The 15,852-nt window shown below is 42.0% G+C and carries 12 protein-coding genes; all 12 read left to right on the plus strand.

The annotated features are described in order from the left end of the window. Window positions 1-123 precede the first annotated feature (123 nt). The 12 genes from BSM4216_RS06680 to BSM4216_RS06735 all read left to right on the plus strand — a co-directional run bounded on the left by BSM4216_RS06680 (window position 124) and on the right by BSM4216_RS06735 (window position 15,852). Complete coding sequence (locus BSM4216_RS06680) at window positions 124-900, plus strand: undecaprenyl pyrophosphate synthase (RefSeq protein WP_048623184.1); 777 nt, start codon at window positions 124-126, stop codon at window positions 898-900. 222 nt (window positions 901-1,122) lie between these two features. Continuing rightward, window positions 1,123-1,911, plus strand: a complete 789-nt coding sequence (locus BSM4216_RS06685) for a phosphatidate cytidylyltransferase (protein ID WP_048623185.1) — start codon at window positions 1,123-1,125, stop codon at window positions 1,909-1,911. A 33-nt stretch (window positions 1,912-1,944) separates the two neighbouring features. Beyond that, on the plus strand, window positions 1,945-3,087 hold the full coding sequence (gene dxr, locus BSM4216_RS06690; RefSeq protein WP_040341512.1) for a 1-deoxy-D-xylulose-5-phosphate reductoisomerase: 1,143 nt from the start codon (window positions 1,945-1,947) through the stop codon (window positions 3,085-3,087). Between the two features lie 16 nt (window positions 3,088-3,103). Beyond that, window positions 3,104-4,360: an RIP metalloprotease RseP gene (rseP, locus tag BSM4216_RS06695; RefSeq protein ID WP_048623186.1), complete on the plus strand. Its 1,257-nt coding sequence runs from the start codon at window positions 3,104-3,106 to the stop codon at window positions 4,358-4,360. Window positions 4,361-4,565: 205 nt separating this feature from the next. After that, entirely contained in the window at window positions 4,566-6,272 is a 1,707-nt protein-coding gene (locus tag BSM4216_RS06700; RefSeq protein WP_048623187.1) for a proline--tRNA ligase, read from the plus strand. Between the two features lie 182 nt (window positions 6,273-6,454). After that, on the plus strand, window positions 6,455-10,786 hold the full coding sequence (locus BSM4216_RS06705; RefSeq protein WP_048623188.1) for a PolC-type DNA polymerase III: 4,332 nt from the start codon (window positions 6,455-6,457) through the stop codon (window positions 10,784-10,786). A 160-nt stretch (window positions 10,787-10,946) separates the two neighbouring features. Beyond that, the gene (rimP, locus tag BSM4216_RS06710) at window positions 10,947-11,417 is read left to right on the plus strand and encodes a ribosome maturation factor RimP (protein ID WP_003354620.1); all 471 of its coding nucleotides are present in this window, start codon (window positions 10,947-10,949) and stop codon (window positions 11,415-11,417) included. Between the two features lie 124 nt (window positions 11,418-11,541). Then, window positions 11,542-12,735, plus strand: coding sequence for a transcription termination factor NusA (nusA, locus tag BSM4216_RS06715; protein WP_048623189.1), 1,194 nt, complete (start codon window positions 11,542-11,544; stop codon window positions 12,733-12,735). A 12-nt stretch (window positions 12,736-12,747) separates the two neighbouring features. Next, a complete protein-coding gene (gene rnpM / locus BSM4216_RS06720) occupies window positions 12,748-13,023 on the plus strand; it encodes an RNase P modulator RnpM (protein ID WP_003354622.1) in 276 nt (91 codons plus the stop codon). After that, on the plus strand, window positions 13,024-13,341 hold the full coding sequence (locus BSM4216_RS06725; protein WP_048623190.1) for a YlxQ family RNA-binding protein: 318 nt from the start codon (window positions 13,024-13,026) through the stop codon (window positions 13,339-13,341). 4 nt (window positions 13,342-13,345) lie between these two features. After that, on the plus strand, window positions 13,346-15,571 hold the full coding sequence (gene infB / locus BSM4216_RS06730; protein WP_048623191.1) for a translation initiation factor IF-2: 2,226 nt from the start codon (window positions 13,346-13,348) through the stop codon (window positions 15,569-15,571). Continuing rightward, window positions 15,571-15,852 carry a DUF503 domain-containing protein gene (locus tag BSM4216_RS06735; protein WP_003354626.1) on the plus strand — a complete coding sequence of 94 codons (282 nt, stop codon included), beginning with the start codon at window positions 15,571-15,573 and terminating at the stop codon, window positions 15,850-15,852. The genes infB and BSM4216_RS06735 overlap by 1 nt, the downstream gene beginning before the upstream one ends.

The raw sequence follows: 15,852 nt of genomic DNA on the forward strand, positions 1-15,852 counted from the left end.
GTAATTAATAGAGATACTGTCTCAAGTTTTTGGTATTATAGATTTGCACCGTGTGAAAAATAAACACCAATGAGCGCTTATCGCGATAAATGATTGGTAAGGATGCGAAGTGGAGGATGTTATATGATTAATAAAAACAAGCTTTGGAAAACCCATAACAATCTCTCACTGGAAGAACGAATGGAGATTGTTAAAAAAGGCCCCATTCCGAGCCACGTCGCCATCATTATGGATGGAAATGGAAGATGGGCGAGAAAACGCGCCTTACCGAGAATTGCCGGTCATCACGAGGGAATGAAAACCGTTCGCAAAATCACTCGGCTCGCCAATCGTTTAGGCGTGAAAGCATTGACCCTTTACGCTTTCTCAACCGAAAATTGGAAACGTCCCAAAAAGGAAGTGGACTATTTAATGAAGCTTCCCCAAGAGTTTCTTGGAACGTTTTTGCCAGAACTGGTTGAAGAAAATGTAAAAGTGCAAATGATGGGCAACCAACAGCAATTGCCTTCCTATACGGTAGATGCCATTAAAAAAGCGATCAATGATACAAAACAGAATAACGGGCTTATTCTTAATTTCGCCTTGAATTATGGAAGCAGAGCAGAAATTATGGAAGCCGTCCATCATGTACTGGAAGACATTAAAAACGGCGTAATGAACGAAAAGCTCTTAAATGAGGAAACTTTCTCCCGCTATTTAATGACGAAACAGCTGCCTGATCCGGATTTGTTGATACGTACAAGCGGGGAAATCCGTTTAAGCAACTTTATGCTTTGGCAGCTGGCCTACACGGAACTATGGTTTACAGATACTCTTTGGCCGGATTTTTCAGAACACCATTTTCTTGAAGCGGTGGAATCTTATCAAAAACGGTCACGCCGCTTTGGTGGATTAGGCTAATGTCCATTCACGAAAGAGGATGATCAAGCAAAGCGGTTTGTAAAGATCCGTTATCATCGATCAAGGAATGAAGATCATAGAAGAGCTTGAAAAAATTATTTGAAATCAAATGGCATTGTCTGAGATAACGTAGAAAGATGAATTCGGTGATCGAGGGATTTAATATGGAATAGTAGCGTATGTAATCAAAGTTGGTATGGAGAAAAGTGAGGAGTCAATCGTATGAAACAGCGATTTATAACTGGTGTCATAGCGGCAGCCATCTTTTTGCCTATTGTTCTTTATGGAGGATGGCCGTTTCTAATATTAACGTATTTAATGGCGTCCGTGGGGCTTTATGAAGCACTGAAAATGAAGAAAATTCGGCTATTGTCGCTTGAAAGCGTGATCCCTTTCATTATGTTATGGCTATTGCTCATTCCGAATCGGTATGAGAACCTCATAGAAAAATGGGGGTATCATAAGCTTGAACTTTTGCTTTTCTTGGTGTTGATTTATTTAATGTATACAGTCGTCACCAAAAATCGTTTTACATTTGATGATGCGGCGTTTGGAGTTCTTTCCGCACTGTATGTAGGGTTCGGGTTCTATTATTTAATCGAAACGAGAAATGCGGGAGTGGCTTATGTATTTTTGGCGTTGTTTATCATTTGGGCGACTGACATCGGCGCCTATTTAATAGGAAGATCGTTTGGAAAGAAAAAATTGTGGCCTGAAATCAGTCCTAAAAAAACAGTCGAAGGTTTTTTTGGCGGCATTCTTTCCGCCTGTGTAGTCGCATTTGTCTTTGCGTTCTCGATCCATTTGGAGGTGCCTTTAGCGAAGCTCTTGATAGCGGCTCTCGTGATGGCTGTTTTTGGACAAATTGGCGATTTGGTTGAATCCGCACTGAAGCGGCATTATAATATTAAAGATTCTGGGAATATTTTGCCTGGACATGGCGGAATTTTAGATCGCTGTGACAGCTGGCTGTTTGTTCTGCCGTTGATACATATTTTTCACATCATATAAGACGGCGGAACCAATATGGAGGAGATGAGTTTTTTGAAGAACATCAGTCTATTGGGGGCAACCGGTTCTATCGGAAGGCAAACATTGGATATTATCCGGCAGCATTCAGACTATTTCCGATTATCGTCTTTTTCAGCCGGACGAAATATAGAGGAAACGCGAAAAATTATTAAAGAATTTTCTCCAAAGCTTGTGTCCGTATTGGAAAAAGATGATGCTTTAAGGCTGAAAGGAGAATTTCCTTTCGTTCAATTCGTATATGGAGAAAAAGGTTTAACGGAGACAGCCCTTTTTTCTGAATCGGATACGGTTGTCAATGCAGTCATGGGGAGCGTTGGACTGATTCCAACGTTGGAAGCGATCAAAGCGGGGAAAACAATTGCATTGGCCAATAAGGAAACACTCGTTACAGCTGGCCATTTGGTGATGAGAGCTGCCCAAAAATATCATGTCGATATTTTGCCTGTGGACAGCGAACATTCGGCTATTTTCCAATGTCTTCAAGGTGAAAACAGCCAAAATGTTGCTAGGCTCATATTAACGGCTTCAGGAGGAAGTTTTCGTGATCGAACGAGAGAAGAGCTGCGACACGTTACTCGTGAAGAAGCTTTGAACCATCCGAATTGGTCGATGGGTGCCAAGATCACCATTGATTCGGCTACCATGATGAATAAAGGATTGGAAGTCATCGAAGCGCACTGGCTTTTTCAAATGCCATATGAACAAATCGATGTTATACTTCATCGTGAAAGTATTATTCATTCTATGGTAGAATATCAGGACCATTCTGTCATTGCTCAGCTCGGAACTCCTGATATGCGTGTTCCAATTCAATATGCTTTAACTTATCCTGAAAGGCTTCCATTACCTGTTACAAAGCGGCTCAATTTAGCAGCCATTGGGTCTCTTCATTTTGAAGAAGTAGATTTTGACCGTTTTCGTTGTCTTGCATTTGCTTATGAAGCAGGAAAAGCAGGAGGCAGCATGCCTACTGTGTTGAATGCGGCAAACGAAGTGGCAGTAAAAGCCTTTTTGGATGGAAAAATTTCTTTCCTCAAAATTGAAGAATTAATCGGAAAAGCGCTAGAATGGCATACACTAATAAAAGACCCGGATTTAGAATCCATTCAATGCATCGATCGAGAAACACGCCGATTTATCGACTCACTATTATAAAAAGGTGGTTATTCATTTGAGTACAATTTTAGCCTTTGTTGTGATTTTTGGAGCTCTCGTGTTTTTCCATGAATTTGGCCATTTTATTTTTGCTAAAAGAGCAGGGATCCTTTGCCGTGAGTTCGCCATTGGATTTGGTCCGAAGATTTTTGCACACAAAAAAGGGGAAACCGTCTATACGATTCGTTTATTGCCGATCGGCGGATATGTCAGAATGGCCGGCGAAGATGCGGAAACGGTTGAATTAAAACCTGGTTATCGCGCCGGTCTCATCCTTAATGACAAAGGAGAAGCGGTGAAAATCATATTAAATCGAAAAGACCGCTATTCGAATGCAAAAGTAGTGGAAGTAGAGTACGCTGACTTGGAAAAAGAGTTGTTGATCCGTGGCTATGAAGATGGCGAAGAAGAGTTAAAAACTTTTCCTGTCCATCGAGAAGCAGTTATCGTTGAAAATGGCATTGAAACGCAAATTGCGCCTTTAGACCGTCAATTTGCTTCCAAGTCTCTTGGCAAAAGAGCGATGACGATTTTTGCCGGACCTATGATGAATTTTGTTTTAGCGTTTATTGCCTTTTTGTTAATTGCCGCCTTGCAAGGAGTTCCAACCAATCAACCTGAATTGGGGAAATTAACGGATAATGGCGCTGCAAAACAAGCTGGATTAAAAGAAGGCGATGTTGTACTGAGCATAAATGGAAAAGAAACGAACAGCTGGAACGATATTGTGTCCATTATTCAAAAACATCCGGAACAAGAACTTCGTTTCAGTATAGAACGAGGCAAGAAAACGCTGGAAGTTCCTGTAACTCCCGAAGCAAAGAAAATCGATGGGAAAACGATTGGGATTATTGGCGTTTATAACCCTGTTGAGAAGTCAGTGTTCGGCACTATTACTTATGCGGCTGAAGAAACGTATTCTTGGACCGTTGAGATTTTTCACTTGTTAGGGAAACTTATCACGGGCGGTTTTTCCATTAACATGTTGTCAGGACCTGTTGGTATTTACGCATCCACCGAGACCGTCGCCAAATCAGGAATTATTTATTTAATCAAATGGGCGGGAGTGCTAAGTATTAACATTGGCATTATGAACTTGCTTCCCATTCCGGCGTTGGATGGAGGCCGTTTGATGTTTTTTGCCATTGAAGCAGTTAGAGGAAAACCGATCGATCAACAGAAAGAAGGACTTGTTCATTTTATCGGATTTGCTCTATTAATGCTGCTGATGATTGTGGTAACATGGAATGACATCCAAAGATTCTTTTTATAAATCAATGCTTCATAATCGAAATGAAAATTCCTCAAAAGGCGATGAAACGAAAGATAAGTTTGAAAGTTTATTCACGACCAATAGAAAAATCATGGATGTATGTATGAAAAAATGATCGATCGTTTGTTGCCTGATGAGGAGACTCCCTGCGAAGCAGCGATATTTGAAACAAGATAGAAGTATTAGAAATGATGGGGTGCTAAAGATGAGACAAAGTCAAACGCTTATACCAACTATGAGAGAAATTCCTGCTGATGCGGAAACAAAAAGCCATCAGCTTTTACTTAGAGCGGGATTTATCCGCCAAACAGCAAGTGGAATTTATACTTTTTTGCCTTTAGGGAAGAGAGTTTTAAAGAAAGTAGAAGAAATTGTACGTCAAGAAATGGATGCAGCCGGAGCAGTCGAAATGTTGATGCCCAGCTTGCAACAAGCTGAATTATGGCAAGAATCCGGAAGATGGTATACATACGGCCCGGAGCTTATGCGTTTAAAAGATCGACATGACCGCGAATTCGCACTAGGACCGACTCATGAAGAAGTCGTTACGAGCATTGTTCGTGATGAAATCAAATCATATAAACGCTTGCCGCTCATCGTTTATCAAATTCAAACAAAATTTCGTGATGAAAAGCGTCCTCGTTTTGGACTGCTTCGCGGCAGGGAATTTATCATGAAAGACGCTTATTCTTTTCATTCTAATACACAAAGTTTAGACGAAGTCTATGATCGTATTTTTCAAGCTTATTCTAATATTTTCAGGAGATTAGGATTGAACTTTCGTGCTGTTATTGCCGATTCTGGGGCCATGGGTGGAAAAGATACGCACGAATTTATGGTGCTCTCTGAAATCGGTGAAGATACCATTGCTTACTCCGACTCGTCTGATTATGCAGCAAACATAGAAATGGCGCCGGTAGTGTCTACATACGAAAAACCGGATGAACCGTTAAAAGAAAGGCAGAAAGTTTCCACACCAAATGCCAAAACGATTGAAGAAGTTTCAAAGTTATTAAACGTAGAAGAAACACGCTGCATTAAAACGCTTCTTTTCAAAGTGGATGATAAGTACGTACTTGTGCTTGTACGTGGAGACCACGAAGTAAATGACGTCAAGGTAAAAAATTATTTTCAGGCAAGTGTAGTGGAATTGGCTAGTCCCGAAGAAGTGAAATCCGTTTTAGGCTGTCCTATTGGTTCACTCGGACCTGTAGAAGTAAAAGAAGGTATTCAAGTGATTGCCGATCATGCAGTCCAAGCTATTGTCAACGGAGTTTGCGGCGCGAATGAAGATGGATGGCATTTTGTCAATGTGAATCCGGAAAGAGATTTTCAAGTGACAGCCTATACAGATTTACGTTTTATTCAAGAAGGCGACCCTTCTCCGGATGGAAAAGGAACGATTCGATTTGCGAAAGGAATTGAAGTCGGCCACGTGTTTAAGCTTGGCACGCGATATAGCGAAGCGATGGGGGCTTACTATTTAGATGAAAACGGAAAATCTCAACCGATGATTATGGGATGCTATGGAATAGGAGTTTCCAGAACGGTTTCAGCTGTGGCAGAACAATTTAATGATGAAAAAGGTTTTATTTGGCCTAAACAAATTGCTCCGTTCGATGTACATTTAATTGCGGTCAATACAAAAGATGAAGTTCAAAGAGAACTGGCGGAACAACTTTATCAATCGCTTCAAAAAGAGCGGTACGAAGTGTTGTTTGATGATCGTCCGGAACGTGCCGGTGTGAAATTCGCCGATGCTGATTTAATCGGGCTTCCTGTTCGTGTAACCGTCGGAAAAAAAGCTTCTGAAGGCATTGTCGAAGTAAAAGTGCGTAAAACACAAGAAACGTTTGAAGTCCCTGCATCTGACATTGTTTCTCAACTTGCATCTATTTTTGAGCGCTTGTAAAAAATCTTTTGGACAAGCCGGTCGATGCTTATAAGGTGCCTGAAAGGCGCCTTTTTCTCTTTTGAATGGAATGAATTGGGGGATTTATAGAAAGGAAAGTTTCCTTCTATTGAAAGACTAGTGGTCTTTTTTTAAGATGATAGTAGTATGAAGAAATTTAAACGAATTGGGAGAGGTCACAAATGAATGAAAAGGCCGAAGGGAAAAAGCAACGGTTTCAGCTGCTTCTTGAGCAGTTGAATTTGAAAAACCAAGAGCTTGAAACCTATTTTTGCAACGCTGAAATCGATAAATTAACCGTATTGCGGAAAGAAAAAAAGTGGCATTTTCATTTTACGTTTGAGCGAATCATCCCGGCGGCCATTTGGAGACAACTGCAGCAGCAGCTATCCATTGCTTTTCGGGAAATCGCGGATGTCACCTTTTCTGCAAAAGTGCTCGATCCTTCGTTCACAGAAGATTTGATAAGAGGTTACTGGCAAGATTGTATTCGAAATTTGGATGGAATTTCTCCGCCGGTGAGAAAAATTCTTGAAACCCAGGAACCGGTTCTCCAAGGAAACAAACTGTTGATTCAAGCCCCCGGCGAAATGGAAGCTTTGACGATCAAAAGAAAATATGGTTCTTTCATTCAAGCAAACTATCAAAACTATGGATTCCCCCTTTTGCAGGTGGATGTCGAGATCAGTCAGCAGCAAGACATGCAAGAATATGCGCAATTTTTGCAGGAAAAACAAAAAGAAGATGAAGAGAGAGCGAAGCAAGCCATTGCGGAAATGCGGAAACGAGAAGAACGTAAGAATGAAGAGGCCAATGGAAGTGCAGAAGATGATGGTCCGCTAATGATCGGATATGCCATAAAAGATGATGCTGATTTCCGGAAGCTGGAAGATATCGTAGATGAGGAACGTCGAGTTACGATCGAAGGTTATGTGTTTGATGCGGAAACAAAAGAGTTAAGAAGCGGCAGAACACTTCTTACTTTTAAAATCACCGACTACACTAGTTCGATCTTAGTCAAAATGTTTTCAAGAGATAAAGAAGATGCTGCTCTGTTAAACAAGGTGAAAAAAGGGATGTGGCTCAGGGTTCGCGGTTCTGTACAAAACGATACGTTTGTCCGCGACCTTGTGATGATCGCCAATGATATTAATGAAGTGAAAGCGGTAGTGCGGGAAGACAAAGCTCCTGAAAATGAAAAGAGAGTGGAACTTCATCTTCATACTCCAATGAGTCAGATGGACGCTGTCACCAGTGTTTCCGACCTAATTGCTCAGGCAAAAAAATGGGGTCATAAAGCGATTGCGGTCACAGACCATGCCGTCGTACAGGCTTTTCCGGAAGCATACAGCGCCAGCAAAAAGCATGGCATCAAAGTGCTGTACGGATTGGAAGCAAACTTAGTGGATGACGGTGTTCCCATCGCGTACAACGACGCAAACCGCCTGCTTGCCGATGATACATTTGTTGTCTTTGACGTGGAAACGACGGGACTCTCAGCTGTATACGACACCATAATTGAACTGGCTGCCGTAAAAATTCGTGATGGGGAAATTATTGATCGATTTGAACGGTTTGCCAATCCGCATCACCCGTTATCAGCGGAAACGATCGAATTGACGGGAATTACGGATGAAATGCTGGAAAATGCACCGGATGATGAGGTCGTTCTAAAAGAATTTTTTGAATGGGCAGGAGATTCGATTTTAGTAGCCCACAATGCTACATTTGACATGGGATTTTTAAATGTCGGTTTCCAAAAAATTGGGCTGGAACGAGCAAAAAATCCGGTTATCGATACTCTGGAACTTGCCAGATTTCTCTATCCGGAGTTGAAAAATCACCGGTTAAATACGTTGGCAAAACGATTTGATGTAGAATTGACGCAGCATCACAGAGCGATCTATGACGCGGAAGCAACCGGTTATTTGTTGTTGAAAATGCTGAAGGACGCCAAAGAAAAAGGAATTGAATACCATCACCAGTTTAATGAGCATATGGGGGAAGGAGAGGCCTATAAGCGGAGCCGTCCGTTCCATTGCACGCTGCTCGCGCAAAATCAAAAAGGATTAAAAAACTTATTCAAACTGGTGTCGATCGCCCATATCGACTATTACTACCGGGTTCCGCGGATTCCGCGCTCAAAGCTGCAACAATACCGAGAAGGCATCATTGTCGGATCCGGCTGCGATAAAGGCGAGGTATTTGTGGGAATGATGCAAAAAGCTCCTGAAGAAGTAGAGGAGATGGCCCGATTTTATGATTATTTGGAAGTTCATCCAAAACCCGTATATGCTCCGCTTCTTGAACAAGGTTTGATCAAGAACGAACAAGATTTAGAGGAGATCATTTCCAATATCGTGAAACTTGGAGAAAAATTGCATATCCCTGTAGTAGCAACCGGGAATGTGCATTATTTGAATCCGACCGATAAAATATATCGCGAAATACTGGTACGGTCACAAAGCGGCGCCAATCCACTGAATCGTTATCAGTTGCCTGAAGTTCATTTTCGGACGACGGATGAAATGCTTGAAGAATTTTCATTTTTAGGGGAAGAAAAAGCGAAAGAAATCGTAGTGGAAAACACCAATAAAATTGCTGATTTGATTGAAGAAGTGAAGCCGATTAAAGATGAACTGTACACACCGAAAATCGAGGGAGCAGAGGAAGAAATTCGGCGAATGAGCTATGATCGGGCAAAAAAAATATACGGCGATCCACTTCCGGAAATAGTGGAAGCCCGTCTGAAAAAAGAATTGCAAAGTATTATCGGGCACGGATTTGCCGTTATTTATTTAATTTCCCATAAACTTGTAAAAAAATCGCTGGAAGACGGCTATCTTGTCGGGTCGCGGGGATCTGTAGGATCATCCTTTGTCGCCACGATGACAGAAATTACAGAAGTGAATCCTCTTCCGCCGCACTATGTCTGTCCAAACTGCAAACACTCAGAGTTTTTTAACGATGGATCTGTCGGATCAGGATTTGATTTGCCTGACAAAAATTGTCCTAAGTGCGGAGCCAAATATAAAAAAGATGGACATGATATTCCATTTGAAACTTTCTTGGGATTCAAAGGCGACAAAGTACCGGATATCGATTTGAATTTTTCCGGAGATTATCAGCCTAGAGCCCACAATTATACAAAAGTGCTTTTCGGTGAAGATAATGTGTATCGAGCTGGAACGATCGGCACTGTGGCTGATAAAACGGCATACGGCTATGTGAAGGGATATGCCCAAGACCACAATTTGCAATTGAGAGGGGCCGAAATCGACCGCCTTGCTCAAGGATGTACAGGTGTAAAAAGGACAACGGGGCAACATCCGGGAGGGATTATCATTGTTCCGGATTATATGGATATTTACGATTTTTCGCCGATCCAATATCCGGCTGACGATCAATCTTCTGAATGGAGAACGACCCATTTTGATTTCCACTCAATCCATGATAATGTGCTGAAAATGGATATTCTCGGCCACGATGATCCGACCGTTATCCGGATGCTTCAAGATTTGAGCGGTATTGATCCGAAGACGATTCCGACCGATGATCCGGAAGTGATGAAAATTTTTCAAAGCCCTGAACCGTTGGGAGTTACAGAAGAGCAAATCATGTGTAAAACAGGAACGCTTGGCATTCCTGAGTTCGGTACTCGATTTGTTCGGCAAATGCTGGAAGACACAAAGCCTTCCACTTTTTCGGAGCTTGTGCAAATTTCCGGATTGTCTCACGGAACGGATGTATGGCTTGGAAATGCAGAAGAATTAATTCAAAATGGCACGTGCGAATTAAGCGACGTGATCGGTTGTCGTGACGACATCATGGTTTATTTGATTTATCAAGGCTTAGAGCCAAGTTTTGCTTTTAAAATCATGGAATCCGTCCGCAAAGGTAAAGGGTTGACGGAAGAGATGGAAGCGGAAATGAGGAATCATGATGTACCGGAATGGTATATCAATTCTTGCAAAAAAATAAAATATATGTTCCCTAAAGCCCACGCGACCGCTTACGTTTTAATGGCTGTCAGAATTGCTTATTTTAAGGTTCATCATCCGCTATTATTCTATGCCGCCTATTTTACGGTAAGAGCGGAGGACTTCGATCTTGATGCGATGGTACGCGGCTCTCAGGCTATCCGTGCTCGAATCGAAGAAATCAATGCCAAAGGTTTGGATGCCTCGCCAAAAGAGAAAAGCTTGTTGACGGTTTTAGAAATGGCGCTTGAAATGTGTGAAAGAGGCTACAAATTTAAAATGGTTGATCTCGAACGGTCGAGCGCTTCTGAATTTATCATCGATGGCGATGCGCTCATTCCGCCGTTTAATGCCATCCCGGGTCTTGGAACAAGCGTGGCCTTAAATATTGTGAAAGCACGATCTGAAGGCGAGTTTTTATCAAAAGAGGACTTGCAGCAAAGAGGAAAAGTGTCGAAAACGATCATGGAATATTTGGATCAACATGGCTGCCTGGATGCTCTTCCTGAACAAAATCAATTGTCCTTGTTTTAGCCATTATTCCGCACTATTGCATAATTTTAATGGTTATGGTATATTTTTAGTGGAAATACTAACAATAACTCTCTTTTGAAAGAGTGGGGTGTCCCCACTCTTTCGTGTTTGTTATCCTATTTTTCATTCTTGGTAAATTTTTTTCGGCCAGGAGGTTTCTATGAGTAAAATTACAGAATTAGTAGAGCGGCTAGTCCAACCCATACTGGACGATATGAAACTCGACTTAGTCGATGTCGAATATGTAAAAGAAGGAAAAAATTGGTTTCTTCGCGTCTATATTGATAAAGAGGAAGGCGTGGACATCGAAGAGTGCGGAACGGTCAGCGAACGTTTAAGCGAAAAATTAGACGAATTGGATCCAATTTCCCATAATTATTTTTTGGAGGTTTCATCGCCCGGAGCGGAGAGGCCGCTGAAAAAAAAGAGCGATTTCGAAAAAGCCGTTGGAAAGCACGTTCATGTTAAAACTTTTGAACCTATTGATGGCGAAAAAGAATTTGAAGGGAAAATGATATCGTTTCGTGATGATGAATTGGTGTTAGAAATCCGCGTGAAAACACGGAAAAAAGAAGTCATCATTCCGTTCCAAAAAGTGGCCAAAGCCCGTTTAGCCGTTTCCTTCTTTTAATGAAAGGATTCTATTCAAAGCGAGTCAGTCTGTTCACAATCCGTGGAAAGGGATCCGCTTTCGAATGAACGTTATCATATAATGATAGAGCTTAATTGTGATCTTGAAGGGGGATGAACCGACAATGAGCACAGAGTTTTTAGATGCTCTTGTTATTTTGGAAAAAGAAAAAGGGATTTCAAGAGAAGTGATTGTCGATGCCATTGAAGCCGCGCTTGTTTCGGCTTATAAACGGAACTTTAACCAAGCCCAAAACGTTCGTGTCGACTTAAATGTAGAAACGGGAACGATGAGAGTTTTTGCCAGAAAAGAAGTGGTGGAAGAAGTATTTGATTCTCGTTTGGAAATTTCTCTGGACGAGGCTAAAAAAATAAACCCGTCCTATGAAATCGGCGATATTGTAGAATTGGAAGTTACACCGAAAAACTTTGGAAGAATTGCGGCACAAACCGCGAAGCAAGTAGTGACGCAGAGAGTTCGGGAAGCGGAAAGAGGAATTATTTATTCCGAGTTTATTGACCGTGAAGAAGATATCATGACGGGGATTGTGCAGCGGCAAGATTCTCGTTTTATCTATGTCAGTCTAGGGAAGATTGAAGCGCTCCTTCCGCAAAACGAGCAAATGCCGAATGAAACGTACAAGCCGCATGATCGCATTAAAGTCTATATTACGAAAGTAGAAAAAACGACAAAAGGACCGCAAATCTATGTATCGCGTACTCATCCTGGCTTGCTGAAAAGACTATTTGAAATTGAAGTTCCTGAAATTTTTGATGGCACCGTTGAAATTAAGTCGGTCGCTCGTGAAGCGGGAGATCGTTCAAAAATTTCGGTGTATGCGGAAAATCCGGATGTCGATCCTGTCGGTGCTTGCGTCGGTCCTAAAGGCGCCCGTGTTCAGGCGGTTGTAAACGAACTAAAAGGAGAAAAAATCGATATTGTCAAATGGTCCGACGATCCTGTAGTGTTCGTGGCCAATGCGTTAAGCCCTTCCAAAGTGTTGGATGTTCAGGTGAATGAGGAAGGAAAAGCGACGACTGTCGTTGTTCCGGATTATCAACTTTCGCTGGCCATTGGCAAAAGAGGTCAAAATGCACGGCTTGCGGCTAAACTAACCGGATGGAAAATTGATATTAAAAGTGAATCGGAAGCGAGAAAACTTGGAATCTATCCTCCGGCTGCCGCAAACTTGGAAGAAGAAATAAACGAGAGTGATGAATCTGAAACGACAGAAGAAATGATACAGCTTGAGGAAGTGGAGAATTCACAAGAAACGGGTACAGAAGCAACTGATTTTTCATCTGAAAAAATCGAATAGGGGTGGAGAATCATGGCTGTTCAGAAAAAAATACCATTGCGTAAATGTGTTGCAACGGGTGAAATGAAACCTAAAAAAGAAATGATTCGCATCGTCCGTTCGAAAGAAGGAACGGTTTCGATTGATCCAACCGGCAAAAAATCCGGAAGAGGAGCCTATTTGTCAAAAGATAAAGAAGCGGTCCTTCTGGCCAAAAAAACCAATGCGCTTTCCAGACATTTAAATGTTCAGATCGACGATTCTTTATACTCAGAACTAATCGAGTATATCGAAAAGGAGAAAAAGTAAGTGAAACAGGAAAAGTGGGTTTCACTTCTTGGATTGGCCAATAGAGCGGGGAAAATTATTTCCGGAGAAGAATTGGCAGTGAAAGAAATTCGAACGGGTCGAGCAAAGCTCGTCCTTTTGTCGAAAGACGCCTCGGAAAACACCATAAAAAAAATAAAAGATAAATGCCTTTATTACCAAGTTCCTGTAAAAGAAGTTTCCAACCGGTATTTGTTGGGACAATCGATCGGAAAAAAGGAAAGAGTCGTGGTGGCTGTGCTGGACGAAGGCTTTGCGAAAAAGCTGCATTTTCTGCTCGACGAAACTATACGGGGGTGAACATATGAGTAAAATGAGAATATATGAGTATGCCAAGACCAAGCATGTGTCTAGTAAAGAGGTGATTTCTAAGCTTCAGGAATTAGATATTGATGTTTCCAACCATATGACGACCATCAATGATGAAACCATTCAAAAACTGGACAAAGCGTTCGATCAATTACACAAAGAAAAAGAACATGGCCATCGCCATGAGAAGAATCCGGAAAGGTCAAACAAGCCGCAATCGAAAGCTTCTCCTCAGTTCAAGCAGTCGAATGAGGAAAACGCAAAAGAAAATCGTGTGAAATCACAGCCAAGATCGGGATCAAAAGGCGGAGAAGGCAAAAAACATGATCATCATGATCACCGTCCGAAAGAAACTGCTGCCTTCGACCGTAAAGGAAACAAGCCAAAAAACAACAAGCATAGAAATCAAAAAGGAAAGAAAGCGCATCAACCATCCAATGCTCAACAGCCTTCTGCCAAGAAAAGAGAACTTCCTGAAAAAATAACATTCTCAGGATCTATGACAGTTGCTGAATTTGCCAAAAAATTGCATGTTGAGCCGTCCGAAATCATTAAAAAATTATTTATGCTAGGAATTATGGCCACGATCAACCAAGAATTAGATAAAGATGCCATTGAGTTGATTGCGGACGAATACGGTGTGGCAGTAGAAGAAGAAGTCCAAATTGATGAAACCGATCTGGAAGTGTACTTTACGGAAGATCAACCGGAAGATTTAGTAGAGCGGCCATCTGTTGTGACGATTATGGGGCATGTTGACCACGGGAAAACGACATTGCTGGATTCGATCCGTCATACAAAAGTGACGGAAGGAGAAGCAGGAGGAATTACCCAACATATTGGTGCTTACCAAGTCGAAGTGAACGGAAAGAAAATCACGTTTTTGGATACGCCGGGCCATGCTGCTTTTACAACGATGCGGGCCCGTGGGGCACAAGTGACGGACATCACTGTGCTGGTTGTTGCTGCCGATGACGGGGTAATGCCGCAAACGGTTGAAGCCATCAATCATGCGAAAGCGGCTAATGTACCGATCATTGTAGCGGTCAATAAGATTGATAAACCATCTGCCAATCCGGATCGTGTCATGCAAGAATTGACGGAATACGGATTGGTTCCTGAGGATTGGGGCGGCGATACGATCTTTGTTCCAATATCGGCCTTAACCGGAGAAGGCATCGATAATTTATTGGAAATGATCCTGTTGGTCAGCGAAGTAGAGGAGTTAAAAGCGAATCCGAATCGACTGGCGCTCGGAACGGTGATTGAAGCGCAGCTAGATAAAGGCCGTGGCCCTGTAGCCACATTGCTTGTTCAAAACGGTACTCTTCATGTGGGAGATCCGATTGTAGTAGGAAATACTTACGGTCGGGTTCGTGCGATGGTAAACGATCTAGGGCGTCGTGTCAAAACGGCTGGACCGTCTACTCCGGTAGAAATTACTGGTTTAAACGACGTTCCTCAGGCTGGTGACCGTTTTGTTGTATTTGAAGATGAGAAAAAAGCCCGTCAAATTGGCGAGGCAAGGGCTCAACAAGCACTGGCGGCACAACGAAGCGAAAAAGCCAAGATCAGCCTCGACAATTTGTTTGAACATATGAAACAAGGGGAAATGAAAGAGTTAAATATCATTTTAAAAGCCGACGTGCAAGGATCGGTTGAGGCACTGGCTGCTGCTTTACAAAAAATTGATGTAGAGGGCGTAAATGTAAAAATTATTCATACGGGTGTTGGAGCGATTACGGAATCAGATATTATTTTAGCAAGTGCTTCCAATGCCATCGTTATAGGTTTTAATGTTCGTCCGGATGTAAATGCTAAACGTGCGGCTGAGACGGAAAAAGTCGATATCCGTCTGCACCGTATTATTTACAAAGCGATTGAAGAAATTGAATCCGCAATGAAAGGAATGCTTGATCCGGAATACGAAGAAAAAATTATTGGTCAAGCAGAGGTTCGACAAACGTTTAAAGTTTCTAAAATTGGTACCATTGCCGGTTCTTATGTAACGGAAGGAAAAATTACCCGTGATAGCGGAGTTCGGCTCATTCGTGACGGCATCGTCATCTTTGAAGGCGAGATTGATACTTTGAAACGTTTTAAAGACGATGTAAAAGAAGTCCATCAAGGATATGAATGCGGAATTACCATTAAAAACTTTAATGACATTAAAGAAGGAGATGTCATTGAAGCATTTGTCATGAAAGAAGTGGAACGTTAATGACGATCGGCAGCCTGGAAGTTGAATTTTTCATCCAGGATGCCCGGTCATTAAAAGAAAAACGGGCTGTACTTCAGCGTGTGTTAACACGTTTGAAGCAAAAAATGAATGTTTCCGTGGCTGAAATCGACCATCAAGATGTCTGGCAACGAACAAGAATTGCGGTTGTGACGGTAGCATCGTCACGACAAGCTTGTGAACGCCAATTGGAGAATGCCCTCCGTTATTTGGATTCATTTCCTGAGTGGGAAAGGTTAAGCGCATCTTATGAATGGTTATAG

Origin of the sequence: Bacillus smithii, from assembly GCF_001050115.1 — a bacterium.
GTDB classification, from domain to species: Bacteria; Bacillota; Bacilli; order Bacillales; family DSM-4216; genus Bacillus_O; species Bacillus_O smithii.